The sequence below is a fragment of the Kamptonema formosum PCC 10802 genome, from assembly GCF_000332335.1.
Classification (GTDB): Bacteria; Cyanobacteriota; Cyanobacteriia; order Cyanobacteriales; family Oscillatoriaceae; genus Oscillatoria.
This window is the reverse complement of the sequence record NZ_KB235952.1, coordinates 160,861-185,850: the sequence shown is the minus strand read 5'-3', so window position 1 is coordinate 185,850 and position 24,990 is coordinate 160,861. Positions and strand designations below refer to the sequence as shown.

General features: G+C 54.6%; 27 protein-coding genes. 8 read left to right on the top strand and 19 right to left on the bottom strand.

Going from position 1 to position 24,990, the window contains the following annotated elements; translation table 11 throughout:
* The first annotated feature begins 116 nt into the window (after positions 1-116).
* Complete coding sequence (locus OSC10802_RS0136945; protein WP_017721794.1) at positions 117-1,082, top strand: DUF1517 domain-containing protein; 966 nt, start codon at positions 117-119, stop codon at positions 1,080-1,082.
* Positions 1,083-1,197: 115 nt separating this feature from the next.
* Here OSC10802_RS0136945 and OSC10802_RS0136940 read toward each other — a convergent pair whose 3' ends face one another.
* The 7 genes from OSC10802_RS0136940 to OSC10802_RS0136905 all read right to left on the bottom strand — a co-directional run bounded on the left by OSC10802_RS0136940 (position 1,198) and on the right by OSC10802_RS0136905 (position 9,071).
* Complete coding sequence (locus OSC10802_RS0136940; protein WP_017721793.1) at positions 1,198-2,043, bottom strand: ABC transporter permease; 846 nt, start codon at positions 2,041-2,043, stop codon at positions 1,198-1,200.
* 37 nt (positions 2,044-2,080) lie between these two features.
* Positions 2,081-3,202: an ABC transporter substrate-binding protein gene (locus OSC10802_RS0136935; RefSeq protein ID WP_026099130.1), complete on the bottom strand. Its 1,122-nt coding sequence runs from the start codon at positions 3,200-3,202 to the stop codon at positions 2,081-2,083.
* 357 nt (positions 3,203-3,559) lie between these two features.
* Positions 3,560-4,687, bottom strand: coding sequence for a polyamine ABC transporter substrate-binding protein (locus tag OSC10802_RS0136930; protein ID WP_017721791.1), 1,128 nt, complete (start codon positions 4,685-4,687; stop codon positions 3,560-3,562).
* Between the two features lie 179 nt (positions 4,688-4,866).
* Positions 4,867-5,775: an ABC transporter permease gene (locus OSC10802_RS0136925; RefSeq protein ID WP_026099129.1), complete on the bottom strand. Its 909-nt coding sequence runs from the start codon at positions 5,773-5,775 to the stop codon at positions 4,867-4,869.
* Between the two features lie 138 nt (positions 5,776-5,913).
* Entirely contained in the window at positions 5,914-7,032 is a 1,119-nt protein-coding gene (locus tag OSC10802_RS0136920) for an ABC transporter substrate-binding protein (protein ID WP_026099128.1), read from the bottom strand.
* A gap of 146 nt (positions 7,033-7,178) precedes the next feature.
* The gene (locus tag OSC10802_RS0136915; RefSeq protein WP_017721788.1) at positions 7,179-7,586 is read right to left on the bottom strand and encodes a hypothetical protein; all 408 of its coding nucleotides are present in this window, start codon (positions 7,584-7,586) and stop codon (positions 7,179-7,181) included.
* A 354-nt stretch (positions 7,587-7,940) separates the two neighbouring features.
* Positions 7,941-9,071, bottom strand: coding sequence for an ABC transporter ATP-binding protein (locus OSC10802_RS0136905; RefSeq protein WP_017721786.1), 1,131 nt, complete (start codon positions 9,069-9,071; stop codon positions 7,941-7,943).
* A 413-nt stretch (positions 9,072-9,484) separates the two neighbouring features.
* Here OSC10802_RS0136905 and OSC10802_RS0136895 point away from each other — a divergent pair, with 413 nt between their 5' ends.
* A complete protein-coding gene (locus OSC10802_RS0136895) occupies positions 9,485-10,669 on the top strand; it encodes a SpoIID/LytB domain-containing protein (RefSeq protein WP_017721784.1) in 1,185 nt (394 codons plus the stop codon).
* 173 nt (positions 10,670-10,842) lie between these two features.
* On the opposite strand, the gene OSC10802_RS0136890 is transcribed toward OSC10802_RS0136895, so the two are convergent.
* The 6 genes from OSC10802_RS0136890 to OSC10802_RS52345 all read right to left on the bottom strand — a co-directional run bounded on the left by OSC10802_RS0136890 (position 10,843) and on the right by OSC10802_RS52345 (position 18,029).
* The gene (locus tag OSC10802_RS0136890; protein WP_026099126.1) at positions 10,843-12,150 is read right to left on the bottom strand and encodes an ATP synthase subunit B family protein; all 1,308 of its coding nucleotides are present in this window, start codon (positions 12,148-12,150) and stop codon (positions 10,843-10,845) included.
* A gap of 189 nt (positions 12,151-12,339) precedes the next feature.
* Entirely contained in the window at positions 12,340-13,782 is a 1,443-nt protein-coding gene (locus OSC10802_RS0136885) for a hypothetical protein (protein ID WP_017721782.1), read from the bottom strand.
* Positions 13,779-14,135, bottom strand: coding sequence for a hypothetical protein (locus OSC10802_RS0136880; RefSeq protein WP_017721781.1), 357 nt, complete (start codon positions 14,133-14,135; stop codon positions 13,779-13,781). Before OSC10802_RS0136880 ends, OSC10802_RS0136885 begins: the two co-directional genes overlap by 4 nt.
* 22 nt (positions 14,136-14,157) lie before the next feature.
* Positions 14,158-16,821, bottom strand: a complete 2,664-nt coding sequence (locus tag OSC10802_RS43575) for a CHAT domain-containing protein (protein ID WP_017721780.1) — start codon at positions 16,819-16,821, stop codon at positions 14,158-14,160.
* A 322-nt stretch (positions 16,822-17,143) separates the two neighbouring features.
* Positions 17,144-17,428, bottom strand: a complete 285-nt coding sequence (locus OSC10802_RS43570; RefSeq protein ID WP_017721778.1) for a hypothetical protein — start codon at positions 17,426-17,428, stop codon at positions 17,144-17,146.
* A 328-nt stretch (positions 17,429-17,756) separates the two neighbouring features.
* The gene (locus OSC10802_RS52345; RefSeq protein ID WP_155969236.1) at positions 17,757-18,029 is read right to left on the bottom strand and encodes a hypothetical protein; all 273 of its coding nucleotides are present in this window, start codon (positions 18,027-18,029) and stop codon (positions 17,757-17,759) included.
* Positions 18,030-18,147: 118 nt separating this feature from the next.
* On the opposite strand from OSC10802_RS52345, the gene OSC10802_RS57115 reads away from it, so the two are divergent.
* From OSC10802_RS57115 to OSC10802_RS53760, 3 genes are all read left to right on the top strand, one after another.
* A complete protein-coding gene (locus OSC10802_RS57115) occupies positions 18,148-18,366 on the top strand; it encodes a DUF6888 family protein (RefSeq protein ID WP_445727666.1) in 219 nt (72 codons plus the stop codon).
* Complete coding sequence (locus OSC10802_RS55320) at positions 18,350-18,733, top strand: DUF6887 family protein (RefSeq protein WP_017721777.1); 384 nt, start codon at positions 18,350-18,352, stop codon at positions 18,731-18,733. The genes OSC10802_RS57115 and OSC10802_RS55320 overlap by 17 nt, the downstream gene beginning before the upstream one ends.
* A gap of 150 nt (positions 18,734-18,883) precedes the next feature.
* Positions 18,884-19,252 (top strand): DUF6887 family protein, encoded by a 369-nt coding sequence (locus OSC10802_RS53760; protein WP_198525380.1) that lies wholly within the window; start codon positions 18,884-18,886, stop codon positions 19,250-19,252.
* Here OSC10802_RS53760 and OSC10802_RS0136855 read toward each other — a convergent pair.
* Positions 19,227-19,787: a Uma2 family endonuclease gene (locus OSC10802_RS0136855; protein WP_017721776.1), complete on the bottom strand. Its 561-nt coding sequence runs from the start codon at positions 19,785-19,787 to the stop codon at positions 19,227-19,229. The two genes, OSC10802_RS53760 and OSC10802_RS0136855, sit on opposite strands and share 26 nt — an antisense overlap.
* A 329-nt stretch (positions 19,788-20,116) precedes the next feature.
* On the opposite strand from OSC10802_RS0136855, the gene OSC10802_RS0136850 reads away from it, so the two are divergent.
* On the top strand, positions 20,117-20,326 hold the full coding sequence (locus OSC10802_RS0136850) for a hypothetical protein (RefSeq protein WP_017721775.1): 210 nt from the start codon (positions 20,117-20,119) through the stop codon (positions 20,324-20,326).
* Positions 20,327-20,356: 30 nt separating this feature from the next.
* Here OSC10802_RS0136850 and OSC10802_RS0136845 read toward each other — a convergent pair whose 3' ends face one another.
* The 3 genes from OSC10802_RS0136845 to OSC10802_RS0136830 all read right to left on the bottom strand — a co-directional run bounded on the left by OSC10802_RS0136845 (position 20,357) and on the right by OSC10802_RS0136830 (position 22,076).
* Positions 20,357-20,851 (bottom strand): plastocyanin/azurin family copper-binding protein, encoded by a 495-nt coding sequence (locus OSC10802_RS0136845; RefSeq protein ID WP_017721774.1) that lies wholly within the window; start codon positions 20,849-20,851, stop codon positions 20,357-20,359.
* A gap of 179 nt (positions 20,852-21,030) precedes the next feature.
* Positions 21,031-21,465 (bottom strand): VOC family protein, encoded by a 435-nt coding sequence (locus tag OSC10802_RS0136835; RefSeq protein WP_017721772.1) that lies wholly within the window; start codon positions 21,463-21,465, stop codon positions 21,031-21,033.
* 101 nt (positions 21,466-21,566) lie between these two features.
* Entirely contained in the window at positions 21,567-22,076 is a 510-nt protein-coding gene (locus tag OSC10802_RS0136830) for a TIGR02652 family protein (RefSeq protein WP_017721771.1), read from the bottom strand.
* A gap of 114 nt (positions 22,077-22,190) precedes the next feature.
* On the opposite strand from OSC10802_RS0136830, the gene OSC10802_RS0136825 reads away from it, so the two are divergent.
* Positions 22,191-22,748 (top strand): gamma carbonic anhydrase family protein, encoded by a 558-nt coding sequence (locus OSC10802_RS0136825; RefSeq protein WP_017721770.1) that lies wholly within the window; start codon positions 22,191-22,193, stop codon positions 22,746-22,748.
* A gap of 363 nt (positions 22,749-23,111) precedes the next feature.
* Here the strand turns inward: OSC10802_RS0136825 and OSC10802_RS56095 are convergent, their stop codons facing one another.
* Positions 23,112-23,237: a hypothetical protein gene (locus tag OSC10802_RS56095; protein ID WP_017721769.1), complete on the bottom strand. Its 126-nt coding sequence runs from the start codon at positions 23,235-23,237 to the stop codon at positions 23,112-23,114.
* 321 nt (positions 23,238-23,558) lie between these two features.
* Here OSC10802_RS56095 and OSC10802_RS0136815 point away from each other — a divergent pair, with 321 nt between their 5' ends.
* Complete coding sequence (locus OSC10802_RS0136815) at positions 23,559-23,678, top strand: photosystem II protein Y (RefSeq protein WP_017721768.1); 120 nt, start codon at positions 23,559-23,561, stop codon at positions 23,676-23,678.
* A 175-nt stretch (positions 23,679-23,853) separates the two neighbouring features.
* Here OSC10802_RS0136815 and OSC10802_RS0136810 read toward each other — a convergent pair whose 3' ends face one another.
* Positions 23,854-24,969: an AMIN domain-containing protein gene (locus OSC10802_RS0136810; RefSeq protein WP_017721767.1), complete on the bottom strand. Its 1,116-nt coding sequence runs from the start codon at positions 24,967-24,969 to the stop codon at positions 23,854-23,856.
* Between the last annotated feature and the right edge of the window lie 21 nt (positions 24,970-24,990).

The following is a 24,990-nucleotide window of genomic DNA, read 5'->3' as shown; positions in this document are numbered from 1 at the left end:
ACACCTGGCCAAACCCTCAGCAGTGGGCTGCCGGCATGGCGGAACAGGCTTTCCAGTCAGCAGGGGAACACCCAAAGCCGGTCAAGCTTTGATCAGATAAGTGAGGCACGCAACCTATGCATAAAAAATTCCCTCTGTCAATTAAACCCCTGTTAAAATCTCTGCTGGCGATCGGACTGGCTGTCGCCCTGTCCTTCGGTAACGCCGGCACAGCTTATGCCGCACGCACCGGCGGGCGGATTGGCGGCGGTTCCTTCCATGCGCCGAGCCGCACCTACTCCTCTCCCCGCACCTATGCCCCGGGAGGCGGATATGGCGGCGGCTACTACCCGGGCGGGGGAATTGGCTTTCCCTTCCTGATTCCCTTCTTTTGGGGAGGCGGGGGTTTGTTCTCTATCCTGATTTTCCTCGCTATCGCCGGCTTCCTCACCCAAGCTTTCCGGGGTGCCGGTGAAGCCACAGATGAACTCGGATACAGCAACCCTACGGTTTCCGTCGCCAGACTGCAAGTGGGGCTGCTGGCTCGAGCGCGAGAGCTGCAAGCTGAACTCGACGAGCTAGCGGAAAGAGCGGACACCGGCACCGCTGCCGGTCGGGCTCATGTCCTGCAAGAAGCAGCGCTAGCCCTGCTGCGCCACCCGCAATACTGGGTCTATGCCGGTGGAGAATCCCACCAGATGCGCTTGCAATCTGCCGAAGCCAAATTCAACCAGCTCTCCCTCGCCGAACGCAGCAAGTTTAGCGAGGAAACGCTCTCCAACGTCAACAGCCAATTGCGGCAGGGTAACGGCAAAACCTACTTGCCGGTGGGAGACAGCGACGGCTTGGAGGCGGGCAAAATCGAGTTGAGTCAAGCGCCGGGCGAGTATATTGTTGTAACAATTATCGCCGGCACCCTTGGCGAACTCAAACTCCCCGCTCTTAACAGCACAGACGACTTGCGTCAAGCCCTGCGCCAGATGGGCGGCATCTCCGGCGAACAGCTGCTGGCAGTCGAGGTGCTCTGGACCCCCCAAGCTGCCGGTGACACCCTCACTTCTGACGACATGATCGCCGAGTACCCCAACCTGAAATTAGTGTAGCTATCCCTAATAGCACTAGCCAAATTTCAGAAACCCGGTTTCTTAAAGAAACCGGGTTTCTGGGCTCAAGCGCAGTTGCGCATTGGCGTTGCTTCACGGGGGCGGCTGTTTCTGTTTAACCCCTGCTCTTCTCCCCTTGATAGCGCAGGTACTCCGCCACAAAAGCCAAACTTCCTGACACCAGAATCAGAATCACACTTAAAGCGTTAATATCTGGTTTTACCCCCGTGCGGATGCGGCTGAAAATTTCCATTGGCAGGGTTGTCGCGCCGGTGCCGGCGGTAAAGCTGGCTATCAAAAAGTCATCCATGCTCAGCACAAACGCCAAAAGACAGCCGGAGATAATTCCGGGCATCAGCTGGGGCAGCAAAACTTGTGTGAAAGCCTGCACCGGCGTCGCCCCCAAATCGAGGGCGGCTTCCTCTAAATACGGGTTTAAATCCGCCAGTCGCGTCGAAACCACCAGCCCGATATAGGCGAGGCAGAAGACGATGTGCGCCGCTACAATTGTCCACAGGCTCAAGCGGATTTGCAGTGCGGCTAGAAAAACCAGCGTCGCCACGGCGATGGCAATATCTGGAATAATCAGCGGCAGGTAGGACATGCCCAGATACAAGCTTTTGCCGCGAAACTGAAACTTCGCCAAGCCTACCGCCATCAAGGTGCCGAGAACGGCTGAGATGGCAACCGCACTCAAAGCTACGGTCAAGCTGTTTTGCAGCGCGGTTAAAATCCGCTTGTCGCTGAAAAGTTTGAGATACCAATTTACGGTAAACCCCTCCCAACCGGCGCTGTAGGGAGACTGGTTGACGCTGTAAACTGTCAGCACGAAAATCGGCAGGTACATGAAAAAGTACATCACCCCGACAAATATCACCTGCCAGGACAGGCGGGGTTTATCTTTGGACTTCAGCATATTGATTGAAATGTCCTCCTGTCGATCGCTCACCGTGTTTGTCATGCCATTTGAGGGTCTAGTTGTTAGGGTAAAAAATGGCCTAGCTGCTGGTCAATTCCGTCCAGTAGCGGTCGTAAATTGCGCTAAATTCCCACACCGGCGCGATGCTTTCGCACTTGGCAATCAGGGAGTCTGGCGGAAATATTATGGGATTCTTGCGCAGGCGATCGGGCAGCCTATTGTAGGCGGCGCGATTGGCAGTTGCTAAGTTGCTGCGCTGGCATATCAAGGCGGCTACCTCCGGTTTCAGCATGTGGTTTAGCCAAGCCAAGGCAGCTGCGGGATTTGCAGGAAATTTGAGCATGGCTGCCGTGTCTGTCCACAGGGAGGTGCCGCTGCGGGGAACAGCATACTTCAATGTCGGGTTTACTTTAATCGCGTCGAAAGCATCGGAGGAATAGCACATTGCCAGCACTAAGTCTCCCGTGATAATTTGACTTGGCCAACCGTCGGAGGTAAAGGCGGCAATTGCCGGCTTGAGGGCTTTTAGCTGCTCATACGCCTCTTTCAGTTGCTGGGGATCTGTGGAATTGTAGGAATAGCCTAGCATCCGCAGCGCCGCGCCCATCACCTCCCGCATGTCATTGAGCAGCGTCATCCGCCGGTGCAGCTGCTTTTGGTATTTCCAGAGATAATCCCAGTCTTCTGGTGGCGGGCTGACTTTGGCGGGGTTGTAAATTAAGCCTGTTGTCCCCCAGCTCAAGGGTAAACTGTAGCGGTTTCCCGGATCGTAGGCGGGATTCTGGAATTTGGGGAAAAGATTTTCCCAGCCGGTCACTTGGGAGCGATCCAGTTCGCTGAGCATGTCTAATTTTACCATCTGGCTGACCATATAATCAGACGGGTAGATGATGCTATAGTCCCCACCTCCTTGAGCCTGCAGTTTGGCCAGCATTGACTCGTTGGAATCATAAGTATTCGCAACTACTTCTATGCCGGTTTCTTTGATAAAACTGTCAACCCAAACCGGATCGAGGTAGGCGAGCCAACCATAGATGTAAAGTGTTTTGTCTTGACTTTGGCCCGCTGCTGGCGGGCGCACTTTGGCCAGCCTCCAGCCGCAATTTGAGAGCGCCGCACTCAAGAATGCCAGCCCTGAAGTTTGTAAGAATCTCCGCCGTGGGAGCCGGTTTGGGGACTGTCTTGCCGGATTCGCACTCATGGGTTTTGCCTTTTGCCGTGCCGGTGTGGGAGGCAAATAATTTTTATGTTATACCAGTAGCCACTTAGATTAGGACATTAAACCTTTAGGGCCCTACGTCTCTATAGCAGTAGGCATATTGGTTAGGACACGCTATGGCCCAATAGGATCTGCTGCTATATCAGAGGTTAGGGGCGGGTTTATCGGTGTTGTAGCTGTCTGGCACAGGTTGTGGGTGAACCCGCCCCTACATCATGTTAAACTCCTTGTCCTAACCTAAGTGCCTACTGCTATAGTATTTTTCCCGCACAGGGAAACCTACTTGATGCCCGCTGTAGGAGCAATCCAAAATCCAAAATCTAAAATCCAAAATTGGTATTAGCCGCTGGTCAATTCCGTCCAGTAGCGGTCGTAAATTGCGCTAAATTCCCACACCGGCGCGATGCTCTCGCACTCGGCAATTATAGAGTCTGGCGCAAACATTATGGCATTGTTGCGCACGCTATCAGGCAGAATATTGTAGGCGGCGCGATTGGCGGTTGGGAAGCTGAGGCGCTGGCAGATGGCGGCGGCTACTTCCGGCTGCATCATGTAATCTATCCAGGCATAAGCAGCGGTGGGATTGGGAGCGCACTGCGGGATGGCGAGGGTGTCAGTCCACAGGGAGCTGCCACTGCGGGGCACGACATATTTGAATTTGGGGTTTTCTTTGATGACTTCGTTGGCATCGGAGGAATAGCACATCGCCAGCACTAAGTCTCCGGTCAAAATTTGGCTGCGCCACGAGTCGGAGGTGAAGGAGGCGACGGACGGTTTGAGGATCTTTAATTGCTGGTAAGCTTCTTTGATTTGCTGGGCATTTGTCGAGTTGTAGGAATAGCCCAGCATCCGCAGCGCCGCGCCCATCACCTCGCGCATGTCATTGAGCAGTGTCATCCGCCGGTGCAGCTGCTTTTGGTGTTTCCAGAGATAGTCCCAGTCTTCTGGTTCGGACTCCAGTTTGGCGGGGTTGTAAATAAAGCCGGTTGTCCCCCAGCTGAAGGGCACGCTATAGCGGTTCCCCGGATCGTAGACGGGATTCTGGAATTTTGGCAGCAGGTTTTCCAAGCCGGTCAGTTGAGAGCCATCCAGTGGCCTGAGCAGTTTTGATTCTGCCATCTGGATGACCATATAGTCGGACGGGTAGATGACGCTGTAGTCAGCCCCTCCGCCGGCTTGCATCTTCGCGAGCATCTCTTCGTTAGAATCGTAAATATTGGCGCTCACTTCGATGCCGGTTGCTTTCCTGAAGTTATTGAGCAAGTCGTCATCGCTGTAGCTCGTCCAAGTGAAAAGGTAAAGTTTGTTGCTTTTCCCTGCCGGCGGCTCACACTTTTTCTCGCCCACTTCACCCAGCTTCCAGCCGCAATTCGAGAGCGTCGCAGCTAAGAATGCCACCGCTGAGGTTTGCAAGAATCTCCGCCGCGTCCGCCGGCTGACGAATGTTCCGATCCGATTCGCTCTCATGGGTTTTGCCTTTCGGCGAGCCTGTCCCGGATGGCCACCCAGCCAATTAATATGCTTTTATTTTGCACAACAATCTCCTGTCTAAATTAAGTTAAATTCCCGTACATTCAGATGATAAAAGTCGCGTATCTCCTGCCCCAAACCTGCAGAATGAGAGGGTTTAATGCAACCTAGATGTTTTAGCGCTTGGGGGGTGCCTCGCCAAACCGAATTAACAGGGCGATGGCAATACTGACGAACAGAATCAAAACCATGCTCAGGGCTGAGCCAAAGCCCCAGTTTTGAGTGGCTCCCAGAAACTGATTGTAAATCAAACGGGCGGCGGTCATGCTGGATGCGCCACCGAGCAATTCCGGATCGACAAAATCTCCCATGACGTTGATGAACACCAGCAGGGAGCCGGCGGCAATTCCCGGCAGGGTTTGGGGGACGGTGACTTTCCAGAAGGTCTCTACCGGATTGGCTCCCAGGTCGGCGGAGGCTTCCAGCAAGCGCTTGTCCAGCTTTTCCAGGGAGGCGTACAGAATTAAAACCATGTAGGGGAGGTAGCTGTAGCTCATGCCAATCAGCACGGCACTGCTGCGGTTGAGCAAATCCAGCGCCGGCAGTCCCAGGGTGGTGAGGACGGTGTTGAGGACGCCGGTGGGGCGCAAAATGGTAATCCAAGCGTAGGAGCGCAGCAGGGAGGATGTCCACAAAGGCAGGACGAAGCCGAGCAACAGCAAATTCCGCCACTTCTTGGGGGAGTTGAGGGCAATCCAGTAGGCGACTGGAAAGCCCAAGAGCAAACACAGCGCCGTGGTGCCGGTGGAAAAGAACAGCGAACGCCCCATCACCTGCACTTTGATCGGCTCGAACACCCGCAGGTAGTTCTCGATTCCCGAAGGAATTACTAAATCTCCGGGTTTGATATTGGGCACCAAACTCAGCTCAAAAATGATTAGGGTTGGCACCACCAGCAACAGCAGCAACCACAGGCCGGCTGGGCCAAGCAATACCAGAGGGCCCAACAGTTTTGACCCCAGCCGGCGGACGTCGGGCTGAGACTGTGGGCTTGGGGGGAGGGATGTTTTGGTGGATACAGACACGGGTTTACCCTTGGATTTTGGATTTGGGATTTTGGATTTGGGATTTTGGATTTGGGATTTTGGATTTTGGATTTTGGATTTTGGATTGGGGATTGGGGATTGATTGTTTTGCCCCACGCTCCATTGACAAATGCCAGTTTATGTGCTAGTCAATTGCGTCCACAACCTCTCGTAAAGTTCTGTGGCGTCCCCCACCGGCGCAATGCTTTCGCAATTTTTCAGGGCTGACTCTGGCGGAAACAAGCTGGTATTGGTGCGGATTTCTTCGGGCAATACCTCGAAAGCGGCGCGACTGGGGGTGGCGAAGCTCAATCGCTCGCAGAGCCCGGCTGATACGGACGGCTGCAAGACAAAGTTTATCCAGGCATAAGCTCCCTGTGGGTTGGGGGCAAATTTGGGGATAACCAGCGTGTCTGTCCACACGGAAGACCCACTTTTGGGCAGCACGTACTGAAACTTGTCGTCTTCTTCGATAAGTTCGTTGGCGTCGGAAGAGTAACACATCGCCAGCAACAGGTCGCCGGTCAATATTTGCGGACGCCAGGCGTCGGTGGTGAAGGAGGCGATTGCCGGCTTGAGCGCTTTTAACTTCTCATACGCCTGCTGGATTTCTTTGGGATCGGTGGAGTTGTACGAGTGTCCCAACATCCGCAGCACCGCGCCCATGACTTCCCGGACATCTTCTACCAGGGTCATGCGCCGCGACAGGACCTTCTGGTACTCCCACAGGTAGTCCCAATCTTCGGGAGCCTGTTTCAACTTTTCGGTGTTGTAAATTAAGCCGGTGGTCCCCCAGCTCACCGGCACGCTGTGGCGGTTCCCCGGATCGTAGTCAGGGTTTTGGAATTGCTCGAACAGCTGGTTGATGACGGGGAGGCGGGAGCGATCGAGTTCGGCGAGCATGTCCAGCTCGATCATCTTTCGCACCATGTACTCCGAAGGGTAGATGATGCTGTAGGCGCTGCTGCCGCCGGCTTGAATCTTCGCCAGCATTTCTTCATTGGAGCCAAACAAGTCGGCAATTACCTCAATGCCGGTTTGCTCGGAGAAGCTCTTGAGCAGCTCGTCATCGGTATAGTTCGCCCAAGTGTAGATGTACATTTTATTGGGCGGGAGGGGGCCGGGGGATGACTGCACTCTTCCCAGCCTCCAGCCGCAGCTGGAGAGCGCCATCCCTGAAATCGCGGCGGCTGACGCCTGCAAGAACTGACGCCGCGTAGGTTTGAGCCGAGTGTGGTTTGAATCTGTTAACTGCACTGTTTTTTTGAGCGTGAGGGATTGGGGAGCGAGGGATTTTCTGTTGGCGGTGTGGGAGAGGATGCTTTTAAATGAACCGCCCCCGTGAGGGGACGCCAAGGCTGGAGTTTTTGAGAGGTTGATTGGGCAGCAGGTTTCAGGTCATGCTAGCAGTATCTCACGGATTGTTCTAGGGGCAGGGGTTCGCCGGTTTCGGCATCGGTATTTTGGCAGGCAAACATCATCTCTGGAGAGAGTTTTTGAAATTCTAAGCGATTGCCTTCGCGCTGGAGAATGTAGCCCCGCAATTCTTTAACCGGCAATTTTGTTAGGGGGTCGGTTTCTGATGTGAACGACCGCAGGACCAGAGAGCCTCCCGGCTCGCACCGGCTGCCCAGTTTTGTGGCGAACAGTTCCCTCACCCCCGGCTCGTAACCGTAGCGCACCTGATGGCCTTTGCGTTCCATATCTATGACAAACCCATCGCCGTCACTGCCGGCAAAGGTGGCGATTGCCTTTGAGTGACAGTGCGACTCCAGCTCTTCTAAAAATTCCTTTACTCCCTGAATTTTCATCTTAACTGCTTCTTGATAGGGATATTCTCTTTCCTGCTAGGGGCGGGCCGGCTCGCATGTGTTGCTCGCCACCGAAATGTCTGGCGCTCCTATCTTACCACAAAAACCATTGTTGCGCTCCCAGGTTTTGCCTTAACACCGGCGCTAACACACTGGCTTTCTCTGTTGAGAAAGACAGAGAAACCCGATTTCTGAGATTTCTTGACCGGCACTCCCGGAGGCGATTCCCCACCCGGCGGCACCGGCAGGGCTTCTCGCGGGCTAGAGCGGGCGCAATTCCCGCCGGAGAGGGGGGAGTCGGAGCAATCCCCAAATCCCCAAATCCCCAAATCCCGGCTGCTTTGAAAGCCGGTGTCAGGCGCTGAGGGCGATGCAGTCTGCCGGTGCCCACGAGGCGTAAATGGGAGTGTTCGTGTCTGGCAAACTCCCGGCGCTATTGGGCTGCATGACGGTTAGGGTGTCCCCAGAGAGCAGCTCTACTAGATAGTGAACGTGGGTGCCCAGGTACATGACGTGCTTCAGGCGTCCTTCAAAGGTGTTGGCCGGCACGGATGGCGGGTAGAGGCTGAGCTGGATTTTCTCGGGGCGCACGCTGACGACAATCTGTTCCCCGCTGCCGGTGCCGTTCCAGGGTTCCTGGAGCCCGACGACAATCTTGAGCTTCCTGTCGGTGAATATTTGCAGGGTTGAGCCGTCAGAGCTTTCCAGCCGGCCTTTGAAGAGGTTGGTGTCCCCGATAAAATCGGCGACGAAGGGGCTTCTGGGGCGCTCGTAAATCTCTCTGGGGGTGCCAATTTGCTCGATGCGCCCGTGGTTCATCACGGCAATCCGGTCTGACATGGACATGGCCTCTTCCTGGTCGTGGGTGACGGTGACGAAGGTCAGGCCCAGGTCTTGGTGCAGGTTGGACAGCTCTACCTGCATTTCTTTGCGCAGTTTGAGGTCTAGGGCACCGAGGGGCTCGTCGAGCAACAGCACTGCGGGCCGGTTGACCAGGGCTCGCGCTAGGGCGACGCGCTGCTGCTGCCCTCCTGACAGGGAGGCGGGAAACCGGTGGGAGAAGGCTTCCATTTTCACGAGTTTGAGGGCTTCTCTGACTCGATCTTCGATTTCTGCTTTGCCCTGGCGCTTGATCCGCAGTCCGAAGGCGATGTTTTCCCAGACGTTGAGGTGGCCAAACAGGGCGTAGCTTTGAAATACGGTGTTCACCGGCCTGCGGTAGGGGGGGATGTGGGTCATGGACTGCCCCCGAATCAGCAGCTCTCCGGCTGAGGGCGTCTCAAACCCGGCGATTAAGCGCAGTGTGGTGGTTTTCCCGCAGCCGGATGGGCCGAGAATGCTGAAGAATTCGCCCCGCCGGATGTCGAGGTCCACCCCTCGCACAGCGGTTTCGCCGTTAAAGACTTTGAACACTTTGCGCAGCTCAACGTCGAGAGCTGTGTCCGTCGCGGTGGCGTTTCGGTCGTGCGTAGCAGTCTGAAACATGGTAGTTATCCCTGCGGTGATCCCTGACTCCTGGTTTGTGCCAGTTCTGCTGAGCCATCTTATTTGGGTTTATTTTAACGGTCTGTTAGGGGTTGGGGGTTAGGCCCCCTCGGGATTTTGGATGTAAGGATTCTGGGTGCGAGGATTGGGGATTGACTGCTGTGCTCAATGCGAGCGTGCGGCATGCGAAGCGGCTCCGCAGGAGCGGCGCGCCCAATGCCCCATGTCCCATCCCCGGTGCCCGATGCCCAATTCCCCATGCCCGATGCCCGCTCCGCGCGTGCAAGTTCTAGCCAGTTGGCTTACTATTGTCGGGGGTTGGCAGCTGGCAGCCTATTCCAATTCTGCCCAATTTCAAGCTCTTGAGTGCCTGCCGGCTCCAACGTTTTTGATGTGAGGATTTTTCAGGAATGATGGCTAGACTTTCCTGCAATTTTGTGCTATTGCAGCTCCTGCGGTCGGCACTCTGGGGAAAACGTCACTGGTGGCTGTCGGCACTGCTGTGGCTGGCAATTGCGGCACCGGCTCTGGCGCTGGAATTGCGTGTGGCGATTGAGGAGGGCGCAGGTTCGGTTAAAGTCGGCAGTTCGACTGCGGCTGTGGTTCGCAATGGTGCCGGTCAGGTGCTCGGCCAACTGGCCGGTGGGAATAGCTTTTTTGCGGAGCGCAAGGGCCGTTTTGTGGCCCTCAATCGCTGGCAGGCAGGCCAAATTTGGATTGAGCCCCAGGGCGGCGGCTATGTTTTTATTGGCAATCGCTGGTATCGCGGGCGGATTTTTCTGGTTCCCACCGGCAGCGGTTTGACGGCTGTGAATTATGTGGGTTTGGAACAGTATCTCTACAGTGTTATCGGGGCGGAAATGGGGGGGAATTGGCCGGAAGACGCCCTCAAGGCCCAAGCTGTGGCGGCTCGCTCTTACGCGCTTTACGAGCGCCAAAGCAGCGCCAAGCGGGTGTATGATGTGGGGGACACGCAGGGGTGGCAGGTGTACAAAGGGCTGGAAACGGAATCCGCCGGCACCTACGCGGCAGTGGACGCTACAGCAGGTCAAGTGCTGACTTACGGTGGCTCGGTGATTCTCGCCGCCTACCACGCAGCGTCTGGGGGGCACACGGAAAATGTGGAGGATGTCTGGGGGGAATCTCTGCCCTATTTGCGGGGTGTGCCCGATTATGACCAGGGCACTCCCGGATTTCAGTGGGCAAAAAGTTTTTCTAGGGCTGATCTGAGCGATCGGATTGCCGGTGTTGGCAATGTTGTGTCGGTGACGCCGGTGCGCACTACGCCTGCAGGCGGGATCGTTAGTATCAGAGTGGTGGGAGATGCCGGCACGCGCTCCCTGAGTGGGGATTCTTTGATGGAAACTCTGGGACTGAGGAGCTCTCGGTTTCGGGTTAGCCCCCAGGGTGGCGGTGCGGATAAGGGCAATTCCAAATCCCCACCGGCATCTTTTGTGTTTCAAGGGTACGGTTTCGGCCACCGCGTGGGGATGAGTCAGTGGGGCGCTTACAATCTGGCAAAGCGGGGATACCCGTATAATGCAATTTTGGCGCACTATTACCGGGGCGCTACTCTGGCTCGAATTCAGGAACAGTAGTTGGGGTGGGGTGCGTTCTGCCAGACGCACTCTATTTCAATGGAGTCTGTACCTTTAAGAATGAACCGCCAAAACGCCAAGGACGCCAAGAGGAAGTTTCTTGGCGTCCTTGGCGTCCTTGGCGGCTGATTAAATAAAATTGGTATTCAAATGTGTGTGAGGGGCGCGGAACTCTATATCTCTGGATGAAGCCGGCGCTGCCACTCTGCATCTATTTTAGCAGATTGCTGCATTTCTTGCTCGATTAAATCGGTTTCGGTTGTGTAGGCTAAATCTTCGCTGCCAATGATTCTTTCGGCGGCAAACCGGCGGGCGAATTCCAGTTTTTTTTGCAACTGTTCGTCGGGCTGTGTTAAAATATCAGCACGCTCTTGTCGGGTTTGATTGCGGGCTTCTATTTTGCGGTTTCTCCACTGCTGCCAAAAGTAGCGAATTAAGGGCACGGCTAGGAATGCTGTGCCGTAGCCCAGCAGCAGCCAGTATATTGACTGTGTGAAGGCAACTAAGCCGCCTAACTGTGCGGCTACTGTGCTATCTTTGAGGAGGGAACCGAGCACTAATCCTCCGACAAAGTTGAGGATGCCTAAACCGGCAGCTAGCATGAGTTGCCCAGAAGTCGCTCGACTGAAGCGTCTGGGGATTTCTTGCAAATAGGGGGATACCGGCTGGGATTTGCGAGTTTGGGCTGCTGTTTGCAAGTCGGGGAAGTGATAGACGATTTGCCCTTCGGGGCTGACTTCTGGACGCCCGTTGAAGCGGGTTAGCACCGGCAGCATATATTCTTCGTATTCTTTGGCGTATCCTTCGCCTAATTCGTCGAGGTAGGGGGCTATTTGTTCGGCGACTACTGCGCCTTTGCTATTGCGAATAACTGTGGCGATCTCTTGCCACCGGCGCTCTTCTAGATCGGCGTTGGGGTTGCCGTCTCCGAACAAAAAGGAGTATACTGCTTCTAGGAAGTTCATCTCTCTGGGTTGGGATTGCCGGTGCCGGTGGGGGCTGTCGTAATCCCAGGAAAGGAACCAGTACCAATTGGGTCCAAACCAGAAGTTGGGCACGAATATTATGCCGCCGCCTGAACTGCGGCTGTCGTTCCTGTTATTACTGTCTCGGTTGGAGGAATTGACGGTGATGATTATGACGGCGATGGTTAGGAAAATTAGGAGGATGGAAAGCAGCAGGGCGATGCCGAAAGAGATGCGGATCAGGTAGAATAGAACTCGCCAGACTTTTTCCCACCATTCTTTAAGTTGCAGTTGCAGGTATTTATTGCGCAGGATTGCCCGGAAGTCTTTGGGGAAGAGGTAGACAATATCGCCGGTTTCTGCCACTTGCAAGTGTCCACCGGCATCGGAAGCGAGGGCGAGCAATCCCCGCTCTGCTAAATTTAGCTCTAAACCGGCTTTGCTGGCTACGTCGCCGGTGGTGACGCGGTAGCCCAGCTGTTCGACAGCTTGCATTATGCTGGGATGGGGTGTCATGTTTGTGTTGGGAGAATGATTGTCTGTACTATTTCTAGTATAAACTTCGGGGGGTGCCGGTGGGGTTCGGGAATCAGCAGGTGGGGGGATTGACAAATTGCGCGGTTTGTGGTAATAAAGAGCCGGAGCTGGGGAGTCAAGAGTAAGTAGGGTGCGTTCCCTAAGAGGGAACGCACCCTACCGGCGAGATTATTTCGCAGCTTTGTTGAGGAAACTCTTGGTGATGCGCCAAGTTAACCATCCCAATCCAGCGCCTACCAGCAAGCTGAGGAAAAAAGAAACGAGGAAGGGATGAAGGGGAAGAAAAGGTGGCGAGAGTGAGGGCAATTGCCAGGGTTCTTTTAGCAAGGGATAGCTGCTGGCTACAATTCCCGCAACACCCACACCGGCACCTATGCCGGCACCTACCGCTTGGATGGTATTTTGCAAGTCGCTCTCGCGCTTTGCTTGTTCAATCTCCACTAACCCCCGGATGGCGGAAATCGCCTTATCCACTAAGTCAGCCCTCTGCCCAAAATACCCCAAATCTACTTGAATTTGTTCCTGGAACTTCTGGCTGAGTTTTAGGTGGAATTCGGACAAAAACCTCAAGTCACTGTCGGGGAGTTTCTCTTGTATTGGCTTCAGGTTTGTGGCATAATTTTTACTGTTCACCTCTATCGTCAGCCGGTAGCGCTCTAATTCTCCCAGCAAGTCGGCATATTCCAAGTTCAGTGTGGGAAAGATTCTCAGTTTGTGCTGAAAATCGCTTAAATCCGCTGCGGATAAGCCGCCGGCTGTGATTGCGCCCGATTCTTTGGGCTGCGGGAGTTTGGGGGCTATCCCCTCTATCGTCTGTTTGAGTTGTTGATATCTCTCCTTAATATCTTGGTGGACTTCTCGACTCAGCCGGTACGCTTGTATGGCTTTTTGCCGGTAAAAGAATAGGTCCGTGAACTCTTGGGCAAAATAATTAAAGGTATCCTCGGCGTCGGATTCCCTGAAAAACAGCCAGACGAAAATATCGCCGCGCTCGTCGGGCTGGGTGGGGTTGCCATATTCAAAAATTGGACTTCCAAATAAATCCCCTTCTTGATACAGCGGTGGGGGGGTTTTTTTGCCGAAAAAACTCCGCAGGCACGCTGCCGCTATCTTTCGCCAGTGACTTCTGTTTTTTTGTCTGTCTTCCGGGGAAAGCCACACCGTCAGCAGCAGGGTTTGCCCTAGGTTACTCTTTATATTGTTTGCCAAAAAGCACCCATCTGGGTTAAAATTATGGAAGAAGGATGTCTCTACCTCCTCGGTTGGCTGGCTGTTTTCGTCGAATTTCGGCACGCACAGGTTCAGCCACAGGGCGAAGCTGTCGTATATTTGTAAAGGATAGGCACTTCCGACTATCCGGGTTTCTTCCGATGGCAGGGAGATTTTGCCTTCTAGGGGGAGGAGACTATTCTCTTCTGTCGCGCTTTCTAGCATATCGACGCGCTTCCCTTGGGGAACATCCCGAATTTTCAAGGGCGGGGAAAGATGGAATTTTGGCCAAATTTCCCGGCACTTTTCCCAGAGGAGTTCGCTAGCGTCAGCGTCGCTGCGCAGCTGGAAGGCAAACAGGTGGACATTGGGTGCGTAGACTTTGAAACTCTCGAAACTCATGGGTGTTGGGCGTCTGTAGTGGCGGTTGGCGGCGGGTTTGTTTTGCCGGCGAGGGTGTCGCGATTGGTTTGCCGCAGTTCAAATAAGTTCTCCAGGATTTCGGCTTCGGAATTCAGCGGTTTTGGGGTTAATTTTCCTATTTCGCGTTTTCTCTCGGCAAACCAAGTCAGGGTTTCTGTGAGTTTTTCGTGTTCGAGAAACCACTCCTCTTCAAGTTTCTTGATTGTTTCTTTTGGTTGGGTGTCTAATCCCGCGAGGATGGCGTCTAAGTCTTGCAAGTCTTGAATGTCAAAGTTTTGCGGTTGTTTTTTCAGGGCTTCGGGAAAAACTTGGATGAGAATGGTAAATTCCATAGCTTTGAGGTGGTATAATTCATTACTGCCCAATGGCGCAGAAAGCCGCCCAGTAGCAAGGAGAGGCGAAACGCTTTTTGTCGGGCTTAAACAGTTTGAGCTGTTTCAGCCACTCCTGTTTGTAGCTGTCAGCCACTTTTAACTGTTTAATCCACTCTCGCAAGTCTCCTACGGTAACATCCCGCAGCCAGATTTGCGCCCGGTTCATCGCTTTGGCAACAGATGGCTCGCTTTCCCGCATCTCATAAAATTTTACCATCAATAAGGCTGTTGACAAGTCACTCACCCGCCACAGACTGCAAACCACACTCACCGCACCGGCATACAAAAAGCCAGCGGGCAAGCCCATCAAGGGGCTGTCTAATGCCGTCAAGCCGGTTTCGCAGGCGGAAAGCGCCACCAACCGGCACGGGCGCAAGTTGAGCGCGAATATCTCTCCTAAAGTATAGCATTTGTACAGGTCTATCCGCACGCCCTTCCGCCAGGGGAGGTAACGGCATCTCTCGCTTGACTCGGAAGGCGCGGGGAAGTGTGCCGGCGGATATTCCGGGGTTTCCGGCGCATCTGAATTGCTATCTTCTGGCAATACCGCACCCGCCAGGATGATGCTGGAAAGCATCGGTGTGGCAAAATCAAAGGTTCCGTGACAGGCAAAGTGAATGTGGCGGGCTTGGCGGAAGAATGTGGCGGTTGGGTCTTGTTTGAGGGCGTATTTGCTGGCGCTCTCTTGGGGGAAAATATGAGCCGGCTGCATGTAGGCGCGAATCGCTTCGACTTCGATATTGGCGAAGGGTAAGTCGCCGGTGGGGTTTTGGATGGCGAACAGGTTGGGTTCAGTTTCGGGGGGGGTTTGTGCGCTATTGATTCGGGCGATTTGCCACAGCTGGCAGCTGGGCGCATAGCGCACGCCTCCGGGGAAGATGTCGAGGGGGCACTTCTCTCCCTCGATGGGGAGGGCGTGCAGGGGAAACAGGTGCAATTCGCGATAGGGGATCAGCACCAGTTTCTGGCAGTGGCGAATCGGTTCTAGGATTTCTCTGAGGTGGAGAATCCGGGCGAGTTCGTCAAGAAAGGGGTTGAGCGCTGTTTGCCACTGTGTGTTTTCATCTCGGTAAGCGGCTAGGTATTTATCCCGCAATTGGGTGAGGGCGTTTAAATCCTCGGGTTCGGATTGCCAGAGGGTGATGAAGGGTTCTGCTGTGGTGACGGTGAAGGCGTAGAAACGCTCGGCGCTGATGTACCACTCGACGATGCCGGTGTCGCTGTCTATAAGGGCGAGGATTTCCTCAAAGGTGATGGGCTTCACCCGCTGGGTGAGTTCAAAAGTTGGGTCAAATTTTCCAATCTCAGCCAGCAGGGTGTCGAGTGCTTGCCGGTTTTGCAGCCATTGCTGGCGCAGTTGCTCTGTTTGCTCTGTTGCGTTGGGGTTTGGCGGGTTGGAGTTGGTGGCGGAATTGCCGGTTGCTTCCAGGCGTCGCTGCAGGGAGGAATTTTCCCGGCGCAGGGTTTCGAGTCGCTCGCAGATTTCTGGGAGCGCGTCTTTGGGGAAAAGCCGCACATTGCTTAAATCTTCCACGAAGTTGCGGGATTTGCTGCGCTCAACGGTTTCTAGGGCTTTGCGGAGATTGCCGGTGTTGATGCAGGCTTGTATCATGTTCTGGTAAACATCGACAGCCTCTTCTCGCAGTTTTTGCTTGCCGGTGGGCGAACTCTCCCACGCGCACCGCTGCTCAACTGCTTCCAGGGCTTTTTCGTAAGCGGAGATGGCTTGTTCCCACTCTTGCGCCTGGAAGTGGGTGTCGCCGAGATTGCGCCCCAATTTGACGCATTCTACGGGAAAGCCGGTGGGGGTGAAAATTTCTAGGGCGTCTTGATACTTCTGAATCGCTTCGGGAATTTGTTGCAATTTGCGGTAAGCATTTCCCAGATTCCCCAGCGATGCGGCTTCCCCACGCCTGTCGCCAATTTCCCGCTCAATCTCTAACGACTGCTGCTGGTGATACTCTATCGCCAATGTGTACTGCCCCAGGGAGTCGTAAGCATTTCCCAAACCCCCCAGGGATGCGGCTTCCCCACGCCTGTCGCCAATTTCCCGCGCAATCTCTAACTGCTGCTGGTGATACTCTATCGCCTCTGTGTACCGCCCCAGGGAGTCGTAAGCATTTCCCAGATTCCCCAGCGATGCGGCTTCCCCACGCCTGTCGCCAATTTCCCGCGCAATCTCTAACGACTGCTGGTGATACTGTATCGCCTCTGTGTACTGCCCCAGGGAGTCGTAAGCATTTCCCAGATTCCCCAGGGATGCGGCTTCCCCACGCCGGTTGCCAATTTCCCGGTAGAGTGTCAGTGCTTGCTGCCAAGACTGCCATGCCTCTCGATACTTGCTAGCATAATACTGGTCAATCCCTTGCTGGAACAACTTGTCGGCTTCCGCTTTTTTGGTTTGCGCCACCGGCGACGCGCCGCGCATGATTGCAGCCAGTATGGTTGCCAGATTTTTTAACCACTTTGCCATTTCCCTCTCACCCCTGCGCTCCAGGATAACAGCCGAGAGTCGCATCAGCTTCACCAACTGGGCGTCTAGCAATTCTGGGCGGGTGTTCAATATCTCCGCCGCTCGCTCCTTGGGGCTGGCGAGCAGTTCGTATATTAGCTGATAATAGTCTTGGTTCCCCTGTCCTTCCATCCCTCACTCCGAAATTATCCCACTTACGGTTCACCGGCACCCAATTCGCCTCGCCCCAGCCCCACCACTATGGAGTGTTTTGCTATTCTAGCATTCGGGGCTAATGTCTGGCGTTTCGGTTTTCGGCGAATCTCCCACACAACCCAGGGAAGCCCCCTGTTCATTTTCACTCCCAGCTTTCCCCAGCCCGCCAGCGCCGGCATACTCCTTATTATATAAGTGTCGCTGCGCACAACGCTGCTCGAACCGGCACCCAACCCCTCCTCGCGTGGGGCTACGGGAAGAAACCGGGTGTCTTGTATTTCAGCCCAACCCGCCCCAACTAAACCTTTCGCCCGAATCCCTTAGGTGGGGCAGATTTTTTCCGTGAGACAGCCGGCAAGTTAGCGTACACCCCAAGTAGCTTTCCTGCGACATTCATCAGCCGGTTAGCGCCATCTAAATCGCCCCGCTGTCTCAAATCCTCAGCCACATCCAGCATCACCGGCACCAAATCGGCATCTATCAAATCCGGGTGCGCCTGCAAAATCGCAGATTCCTCCCCACCGGCACTCTTAAGCAGCGCCACAATCAGATTGATATACGCTTCCAGACGCTGTTCATCCATCCTCACACCCCCACAGAATTATCGCCAGTTTAGCTGCAACAGTCCAGGAATTGCCCCGCGCCACAAGCCAGCCCCACCTATAATATCATACACCCATCGCTGCGCTTCAGCCCAAAAAGGTTCGTAGTTGGGCTTTAGCCCAAAAAAGTTCGTAGTTGGGCTTTAGCCCAAAAAGGTTCGTAGTTGGGCTTTAGCCCAAAAAGGTTCGTAGTTGGGCTTTAGCCCAAAGTCGGTAATTAGACTTTAGTCCCGTAATTTCCCGGCGGTTGAAACCGCAGCTATACAGACAAAACCCGCCTGCGCGGGTTTTAAGATTCTAGCTCTTATCTTAAGTCCTTGTCATGCGGACTTGGTTGTAGTGCCGCGATTTCAATCGCCAGGGGCTTAAATTGACACTAATGCCCCACCGGCACATCGAATTGCCGGTGAATACAGCCCACAATACAGCCCGCATAAAACTCACCGGCACCCCTTGCCGGCAAAGCGGATTCAGGACTTGGTTGTAGTGCCGCGATTTCAATCGCCAGGGGCTTAAATTGACACTAATGCCCCACCGGCACATCGAATTGCCGGTGAATACAGCCCACAATACAGCCCGCATAAAACTCACCGGCACCCCTTGCCGGCAAAGCGGAATAAACGCATATCTCCCTTCCCGCTAATAGTGCCATCCCGATAGCCGATGGGATTTTGCCAGTGGCACTTGCTGATATTATAGTATTTGTGTCACAATTGAGGGACTAGCCATTAACCCAACAGACGACCAAGCCCAAACCAGCCTGCGAGTTTGCCAGATGCTGTCCAACGTCTCCAAAGACATTCAACTTTTCCGTTTCGATCCTAGAACAGGAATTGTTTTCATTTTTGCCGGCGAGGAACTTCAAATAATAGTTTACCCCAATGGACGCTGGAGGTTTTTAGATGCCACCGAACTTTGAAGAAATGACCAACGCTGAACTGAAAGCTTACGCTCTCGCCCACCGGGACGAAATTGAGCCTTTGCGCGTTCTTTTCCGCCGCCGCCGCCCCGACTCAGAAGTCACAGTCTTTTCCCCGCCAAAGACTAAAGAGGAGGAGCAGCAGCAACTTGAACTGTTCAAACAAATCCTTGACAAAAAAAGCCGTCAATCCTCTCAGCAGCTAGAGGGCAAGCCACCCCAGCCGGAAAAAGAGATGGAGGAAAGACTCCGCCAGCAAATTGAGCGAGAAGTGGAGAAAAAGCTGCGCCAGCAAATTGAAAAGGAAGTAGAGGAGAAGCTGCGCCAGAAAATTGAGGCAGAAAAAAGCCAAGGATCTCAGAGTTGAGAGTTCCCTCGTTCCCAGGCAACTTTACAGGAAGCCAGCAGCTATCGCGACTTTTTTAGCCCGCGCAGGCGGGCTTTGTCTGTATAGCCGCGATTTCAATCGCCGGTGAACTGCAAATCATTATACCCCCTTCCGGCAACGGGTATTTCTATGAAACCCAACTTTGAACAAATGAGCGTTCCTGAATTAAGAGCCTACGTCCTCGAACACCGGGACGATATTGAAGCCATTCGTGCGCTGTTTCATCATCCCAGCCTCAAATGGAAAACCATGCCGCCCCTGTTTACTCCTGAAGGCGCTAGAAGAAAATATCAGCCAAGCAGAGTCAGCCCTCCGCCAGCGAATCGAATAAGACAGGGAAAAACAAAAAGAAAAGTAACTTCACCCAGACAAAAAGCGGCACTCACTCTATCCGAGCCGGTTCTTGCTGCTGTCACACCAATTGGGAACACCGGCATCTTGCCGGTGCTGCCAAAAAGCCGGCTTCCCTCTCCTAACCCAGCACTTCATCCGCTATAATAGTTATATCAGGAAAAGCCAGCAAAGACAAACTGTCACCCCGCCGGCACTTGCGCACCTCCTGGTAGCCAGCCGGTGCCGGTTGCCGGTAAACTTCCACACATTCCTCATTAATATCCACCAGCCAAACTTCCAAAATCCCTTCTTCCGCATAAAGGGGAATTTTCACTAGCCGGTCAGATTCAACCGCTGTATCAGCCACCTCCACCAACAGGAAGATATTCTCTGGCTGGGGATATACAGCTTCGTAGAAATCCGGGCGCGGTTGCAGCAGCGCCACATCTGGCTGGGGTTGAGATCGCTCCCCTAATTCTACAGGATTTTGGGGAGCAACTATTGCGCGATTGCCAAGACAGCCGGTGAACAGTGTTACCAATCGATTCACATACGCCGCATGCCGTCTTCCAATAGGTGTCATCTCAATAATCTCCCCTCGTATCAATTCTACCCTGTCCTCTTCCGTAAAGATACCCGCTTCAATCATTTTCTGGTAAGTTTTTACCGTAAACTGCCGTCTGAGTAACTCCAGAGACATGACAACCTCCCCATTTTCATCTAATTCAATCTCCAGCCTATCCCTATCCTATCTCTGACACCGGCACCGCTAATGCTCCTCAGGTACTTCTTAACTTGCCCGTGTCAGTTAAAAATATTATAGCATAGTTATAACTTCTTGGGTAAACCCGCCCCTACAACTGTAGCAAGAAAGCCGGTTTCCAGTTCCCCCTCCCCGCAAGCGGGTAGGGGGTTAGGGGGTGGGGTTCAAAGGAGCCATACAAAAGTGAGACGCCCCCACTTGTTTCCCCCGCAACTTGCAATCCCATGCTATACTAGAGCCAAGGGAACAATCGCAGGATACCAACGATGAATATCGAATACACGGTTCAAATCTGGAAAGAAGGGAATCAATTTGTAGCCCACGCGATGCCACTAGATGTGATGAGTTCCGGAGATACGCCAGACTCAGCCAGAATCGCCTTAGATGAAGCCGTGCACCTGTTTTTAGTCACCGCAGCAGAACATGGCACCCTAGAAGAAATTCTCGAAGAAACAGGCTGTGAGTTGCACCAGTAGGGTGCGTTCCCCACGAAACGCACCCTGCGATTACACCGGCTCCCCAACCACAACCTTAATCATGCCAGTCATTCCCGCCTCAGTGTGTCCCGGAATCGGACAGCGCAGCGAATAAATTCCCGGCTTAATCGGCACAAAAACCCACTCCGCCACAGCCCCAGGCTTCAATTCAAGCTCGCGAATCGCACCCTTAATCTCCACCTTACCCGCTTCAACCTTTTGCGTCCAGCTAGCATCAGCAAAATCCTTAGAAGTAAAATAGTGCTTCACCGAACTTGGATTGTCTAGCACCAATTTGTACCGCTTTCCCGCCACAAATTCTAGCTGATTTGGCACAAACTTCAGCTCATTCCCAGCACTCCCCAAACTCACTTTAACCTCAGCCACCGGCTGCCGCAACAAATCAAGCGCCGCCGCAGCAGGTGGCGTCACCGCCACACCCAACCCCAAAACAGCCCCCAGCAGCGCCCAAAGCCCCCACCGGCACACCAGCCCCTTGACAAGCTCAGAAAAAAACCGCAACATAAGATATAATCAAAATCAACTGCAACACCCCATTTTCCCACCCCTCACTCCCCACCGGCACCCGCCCCCCACCCCAACAAATCCCCCCCACCCCCTCCCCACACCAAAATGGTGAGTTCCGCAAACAGCAGAACCCACCCTACTGGCAAATAGGGGTGGGGGGTATCGCCCCCTTGCAATTAGCTCAAAACTCTGATAAACTCTAAAGGCAACCCATCAGCATCAGCAATAAAAGCCACCTCATAAACGCGCTCGCCAATCATCTGCTGAGTGGGCTCCAAGAGTACCTTCAGGGGTGGCAACAAATCTTGCCCCTCACCGGCAGCTAGCGCAAAGCGCTCCCGCAAAGCGCTCAGCCAGCCCGGCAGCTCCGGCGTCATGCCGGTGAGATCAAAAGATAGATGATAGTACCCCGTATAGTGCTCGTCCTCAAAAGCATCCGGTGCTGGTTTTGGCTGGGGAACTTGGATTAGCTCAATGCGCCCGCCCAACCCTTCCATCCAGCAAGCCAGAGTTATCCCCGCAGTAAAGCGCTCACAGACAGCAAAGCCCAACTGTTCGTAAAACGCCATCGCCCGGTAAATATTGGCAGTGCGGATAGAAGCGTGGTGCATAGCATAAAATTTGTTTGCTGTCAACAGGCAGCGGGAAATTAACCGCGTGTGGGACAGGAGTCCCGCCGGTCCGGGATGTGCCGGTCGCGCCGGCGGAAGCGCTACTCAAACAAGCGGAAATAGGGGTAGCGAATAGGCACCCCCGGCTCTTTTTCCAGCTCAAAATTAATCACCTCCCAGCAGGGATCGTCCGAGGGGTCCGGACTGAACTCCACCGGCAAACCGTAGAGACGGGGTTTTTGAGGCTCCCCCTGACCCCGCCAAGGCGTGCTGCGCTCCAAATAGGAGCTAATCAAATCCATATAGCGGCTGGCGATAATCACGCGAGTCGCCCGGAAGCCTTGAGTGTAGAGCCGGTCGAGCGCCTCGTGGATTTCAAAGCGAATCCCGTCAGGATGGGTGTGCTGCCGGTACCACTCATTGTTCCACATGCGCCAGTGACGACCGGACTGGAGATGGATCAGCTCACCCGTCTTGGGATTGGCCTCAAACGCCCCGTGACGCTGGCACAAATAAGTATCCGTCAGCGTCAGTGCCGGAATCGTCTGCCGGCAGTGGGGACACTGAATCTCCGAGCCAAAAATAGGGTACTGCAAGCCTGGGTTAATCATTGAGGGCATACCAGCATAGTATATTATGCGGCACTTTTAGTGCTTTTATTATAGCTAGGGGCACTCTGTCCCCAGCCGAATTCTACGGGCATTCACCTGATTGCGGATACCCTAGTGAGCAATTTTAACGATATCTTCCCCCCACCGGCATCCTTCTGGCCCCCTCCCGACCTCTCCCAAGCAGCTTTCGTCGCCCCCAACGCCACCGTCACCGGCTCGGTGTTACTGGGTGCCGGTGCCAGCATCTGGTACAGCGCCGTCGTGCGCGGCGATGTCGAGCGCATCGAAATCGGCGAGCGCACCAATATCCAAGATGGAGCGGTCCTGCACGGCGACCCAGGCAGCCCCACCATTTTAGAAGATTGCGTCACCGTTGGGCACCGCGCCGTCGTTCACGGAGCTTATATTGAGCGCGGCAGCCTGATCGGCATTGGCGCAGTCGTTATGGACGGCGTGCGCGTCGGCACCGGCAGCATCATCGGTGCCGGTGCCATTGTCACCAAAGACGTGCCCCCCCTATCCCTCGTTATCGGCGTGCCAGCCAAGCGGGTGCGAGACGTATCCGAAGCTGAGGCAGCTGGACTCATAGAGCACGCGCTCCGCTACGAGCAACTCGCCTTAGTCCATGCCGGCAGAGGCACCAATCTCGGATTCTGTGGGCATAGGGCATAGGGTATGGGGCATGAGACATGGCGCATTGGAGATTGTTCAGTTCCCCACTCTCGCCGCAGCGCCCCAAGCCCCCTATCCCACTTCCGGAAGAAAGCATATATACAAAACCCGTCTAAAGCCGGATTTTGTAAAGACCGTTCTTTCGGATATGACTGAATTTGAGGCACCGGCACCCCCTCTGCCGGCAGCGAGGAGGCCATTTCCAGGGTCCAGTGGCCCAATTTCAGCCCCAAGTCAGGCGCAATCCGCCCCAAATCCCGAGATACCCAGTCCAAAATCTAAGTATATTCCTGACTTCCGGAAGAAAGCATATATACAAAACCCGTCTAAACCCGTGTTTTGTAAAGACCGTTCTTTCGGATATTACAGAATTTGAGGCACCGGCACCCCCTCTGCCGGCAGCGAAGAGGGGATTTCCAGGGTCCAGTGGCCAAATTTCAGTCCCAAGTCGGGCGCAATCCGCCCAAAAACCCGACATCCCCAGTCCAAAATCTAACAATATTCCTTACTTCCGGAAGAAAGCATATATACAAAACCCGTCTGAAAGCCGGTTTTGTAAAGACCGTTCTTTCGGAGATTAATAAATTTGCTCTGGGCTGTCAGGGGTTTGGCAGCACACCCCCCATGCCCAATGCCCAATGCCCCATGCCCAATGCCCAATGCCCAATACCCAATGCCCCATGCCCAATGCCCAATGCCCAATGCCCCATGCCCAATCCCAGGCAAAAGGACTGGAAAAATCCGCCCTTTCAGAGCAAAATATAAAAACTGAGAACCGCGTAACAGTTTTGTAACAAGGGGGAATTGACTATGGATTGGCGCGTACTGATCGTTGTTGGGCCACTGCTGCTGGCCGCCGGTTGGGCAGTGTTTAACATTGCTCCGGCAGCCATCAAACAAATCCAAGGGTTTTTGAGCAAAGAAACCTAAAGCGAGAGGGGTGCGCCTTTACGCGCACCCCAGTGCCGGTGGGGCAAACGAGAGACACTTTTGCCAAACGTTTCAGACCAAATTGAAACCCCCCTCTGACACCCCCTCCCTGCTGGAGGGAAGGGGGACCGGAGGAGGGGTTATTCATCAAAGCAGCACACTTGCGCCCGATTTCCTATGGGCGGAGAGCCTCTTTCAAGCGGACGCGGACAATTTGGCCCGGTTGAAGGGCGGAGAGTTGGGAGAGCCTTTCCGATTCAGCCTCAAGACGGACATTGCGACCGAACAGACTGATGCCCTGGGCAATAAATCGGCTGCCCCCGAGATTGGTTTCAAAGCGCCCAATCACCTGAGTTCCCGCCGGCAGGAGAATATTGCCAAAAGAGTCGCGAATCTCGTCCTCGATAAGCAACACTTCCTGCAGTTGCTCCCCAGGCTGGAGCTGCAACACCCACTCGCCGGGATAGCGCAAATTGAGCAGGGTGCGGGCGGGGAGGAACAGGGATGCGGAGGCGCTGCCGGCTGCCGGTGGGAGTGGGGAGGGGCGCTGCAAAGGAGGAACGGAGACAGCAGGGGCAGGCGGCAAACTGGGAAGGGCGGAGCGTTCCGGGGGGAGCGCCGGCAGGGGGCTGCGCTCGACCGGCAGCAGTGCCGGTGAGGAGCCGGATACCGGACGCAGGGGGGGAAGATTGGCCGCAGGCAGGCCATCAAACGCCGGCGGCACCCGGGGAGTCTCCGCCACAGGGACCAGGACCGGTGCCGGTGCCGGTGCCGGCAGCGAGCCGGTGTCAGAAATCGAGAAATTCAGCACCCAGCGCTCCTGGAACGCGCCGGTGGACACCGGCGCGGCCACCTTCAGCAGCCTCACCTGTGCCGGATTCAAAATCACCTCCGGAGAGAACTCCAGAACAATCCGCACTTGGCCAGTCCCGGAGTCCTCCACCTGAATTTGGCGAAGGGCACCCGAGTAGCTTTTTTGGGACCTGCGGACTGCCAGCTGGGTTTTGGGCAGCTCCACAACAATGCGCGGCGGCTGGTTGAGGACAGAATACGTCGGCTTCGCGCCCTGCTCCACCGTCAGTTCAAGCTGATTGGCCGCCGGGTCAAATTCCCAGGAAGACAGGACAGCCGCCAGTGCCGGTCCCCGCAGCGTTTCAGGCGCTATAGCGGCTATCGCTCCCAGGAGCGCCAGAGTGACCAGCCGGTGGCCGAGCCCTCTGCCGCCGGCCAGCACTGCCAGAGACACCGGAATTAACCGCGCTAATTTTCCCGCTAATTTTGCTGTTTGCATGGCTGGTAATTGCTTGCTGTT

What these genes read in the sequence shown, in the direction of transcription:
- OSC10802_RS52345 (WP_155969236.1), bottom strand. Translation starts at nt 18,029, where the DNA reads ATGCGGGCTGTATTGTGGGCTGTATTCACCGGCAATTCGATGTGCCGG.
- OSC10802_RS0136830 (WP_017721771.1), bottom strand. Translation starts at nt 22,076, where the DNA reads ATGATTAACCCAGGCTTGCAGTACCCTATTTTTGGCTCGGAGATTCAG.
- OSC10802_RS0136880 (WP_017721781.1), bottom strand. Translation starts at nt 14,135, where the DNA reads ATGGAATTTACCATTCTCATCCAAGTTTTTCCCGAAGCCCTGAAAAAA.
- OSC10802_RS0136930 (WP_017721791.1), bottom strand. Translation starts at nt 4,687, where the DNA reads ATGAGAGCGAATCGGATCGGAACATTCGTCAGCCGGCGGACGCGGCGG.
- OSC10802_RS0136810 (WP_017721767.1), bottom strand. Translation starts at nt 24,969, where the DNA reads ATGCAAACAGCAAAATTAGCGGGAAAATTAGCGCGGTTAATTCCGGTG.
- OSC10802_RS0136885 (WP_017721782.1), bottom strand. Translation starts at nt 13,782, where the DNA reads ATGAGTTTCGAGAGTTTCAAAGTCTACGCACCCAATGTCCACCTGTTT.
- OSC10802_RS0136855 (WP_017721776.1), bottom strand. Translation starts at nt 19,787, where the DNA reads ATGTCTCTGGAGTTACTCAGACGGCAGTTTACGGTAAAAACTTACCAG.
- OSC10802_RS43570 (WP_017721778.1), bottom strand. Translation starts at nt 17,428, where the DNA reads ATGGATGAACAGCGTCTGGAAGCGTATATCAATCTGATTGTGGCGCTG.
- OSC10802_RS0136850 (WP_017721775.1), top strand. Translation starts at nt 20,117, where the DNA reads ATGAATATCGAATACACGGTTCAAATCTGGAAAGAAGGGAATCAATTT.
- OSC10802_RS55320 (WP_017721777.1), top strand. Translation starts at nt 18,350, where the DNA reads ATGCCACCGAACTTTGAAGAAATGACCAACGCTGAACTGAAAGCTTAC.
- OSC10802_RS0136895 (WP_017721784.1), top strand. Translation starts at nt 9,485, where the DNA reads ATGGCTAGACTTTCCTGCAATTTTGTGCTATTGCAGCTCCTGCGGTCG.
- OSC10802_RS43575 (WP_017721780.1), bottom strand. Translation starts at nt 16,821, where the DNA reads ATGGAAGGACAGGGGAACCAAGACTATTATCAGCTAATATACGAACTG.
- OSC10802_RS0136905 (WP_017721786.1), bottom strand. Translation starts at nt 9,071, where the DNA reads ATGTTTCAGACTGCTACGCACGACCGAAACGCCACCGCGACGGACACA.
- OSC10802_RS0136835 (WP_017721772.1), bottom strand. Translation starts at nt 21,465, where the DNA reads ATGCACCACGCTTCTATCCGCACTGCCAATATTTACCGGGCGATGGCG.
- OSC10802_RS0136945 (WP_017721794.1), top strand. Translation starts at nt 117, where the DNA reads ATGCATAAAAAATTCCCTCTGTCAATTAAACCCCTGTTAAAATCTCTG.
- OSC10802_RS0136935 (WP_026099130.1), bottom strand. Translation starts at nt 3,202, where the DNA reads ATGAGTGCGAATCCGGCAAGACAGTCCCCAAACCGGCTCCCACGGCGG.
- OSC10802_RS0136815 (WP_017721768.1), top strand. Translation starts at nt 23,559, where the DNA reads ATGGATTGGCGCGTACTGATCGTTGTTGGGCCACTGCTGCTGGCCGCC.
- OSC10802_RS0136890 (WP_026099126.1), bottom strand. Translation starts at nt 12,150, where the DNA reads ATGACACCCCATCCCAGCATAATGCAAGCTGTCGAACAGCTGGGCTAC.
- OSC10802_RS0136845 (WP_017721774.1), bottom strand. Translation starts at nt 20,851, where the DNA reads ATGTTGCGGTTTTTTTCTGAGCTTGTCAAGGGGCTGGTGTGCCGGTGG.
- OSC10802_RS0136915 (WP_017721788.1), bottom strand. Translation starts at nt 7,586, where the DNA reads ATGAAAATTCAGGGAGTAAAGGAATTTTTAGAAGAGCTGGAGTCGCAC.
- OSC10802_RS0136940 (WP_017721793.1), bottom strand. Translation starts at nt 2,043, where the DNA reads ATGACAAACACGGTGAGCGATCGACAGGAGGACATTTCAATCAATATG.
- OSC10802_RS53760 (WP_198525380.1), top strand. Translation starts at nt 18,884, where the DNA reads ATGAAACCCAACTTTGAACAAATGAGCGTTCCTGAATTAAGAGCCTAC.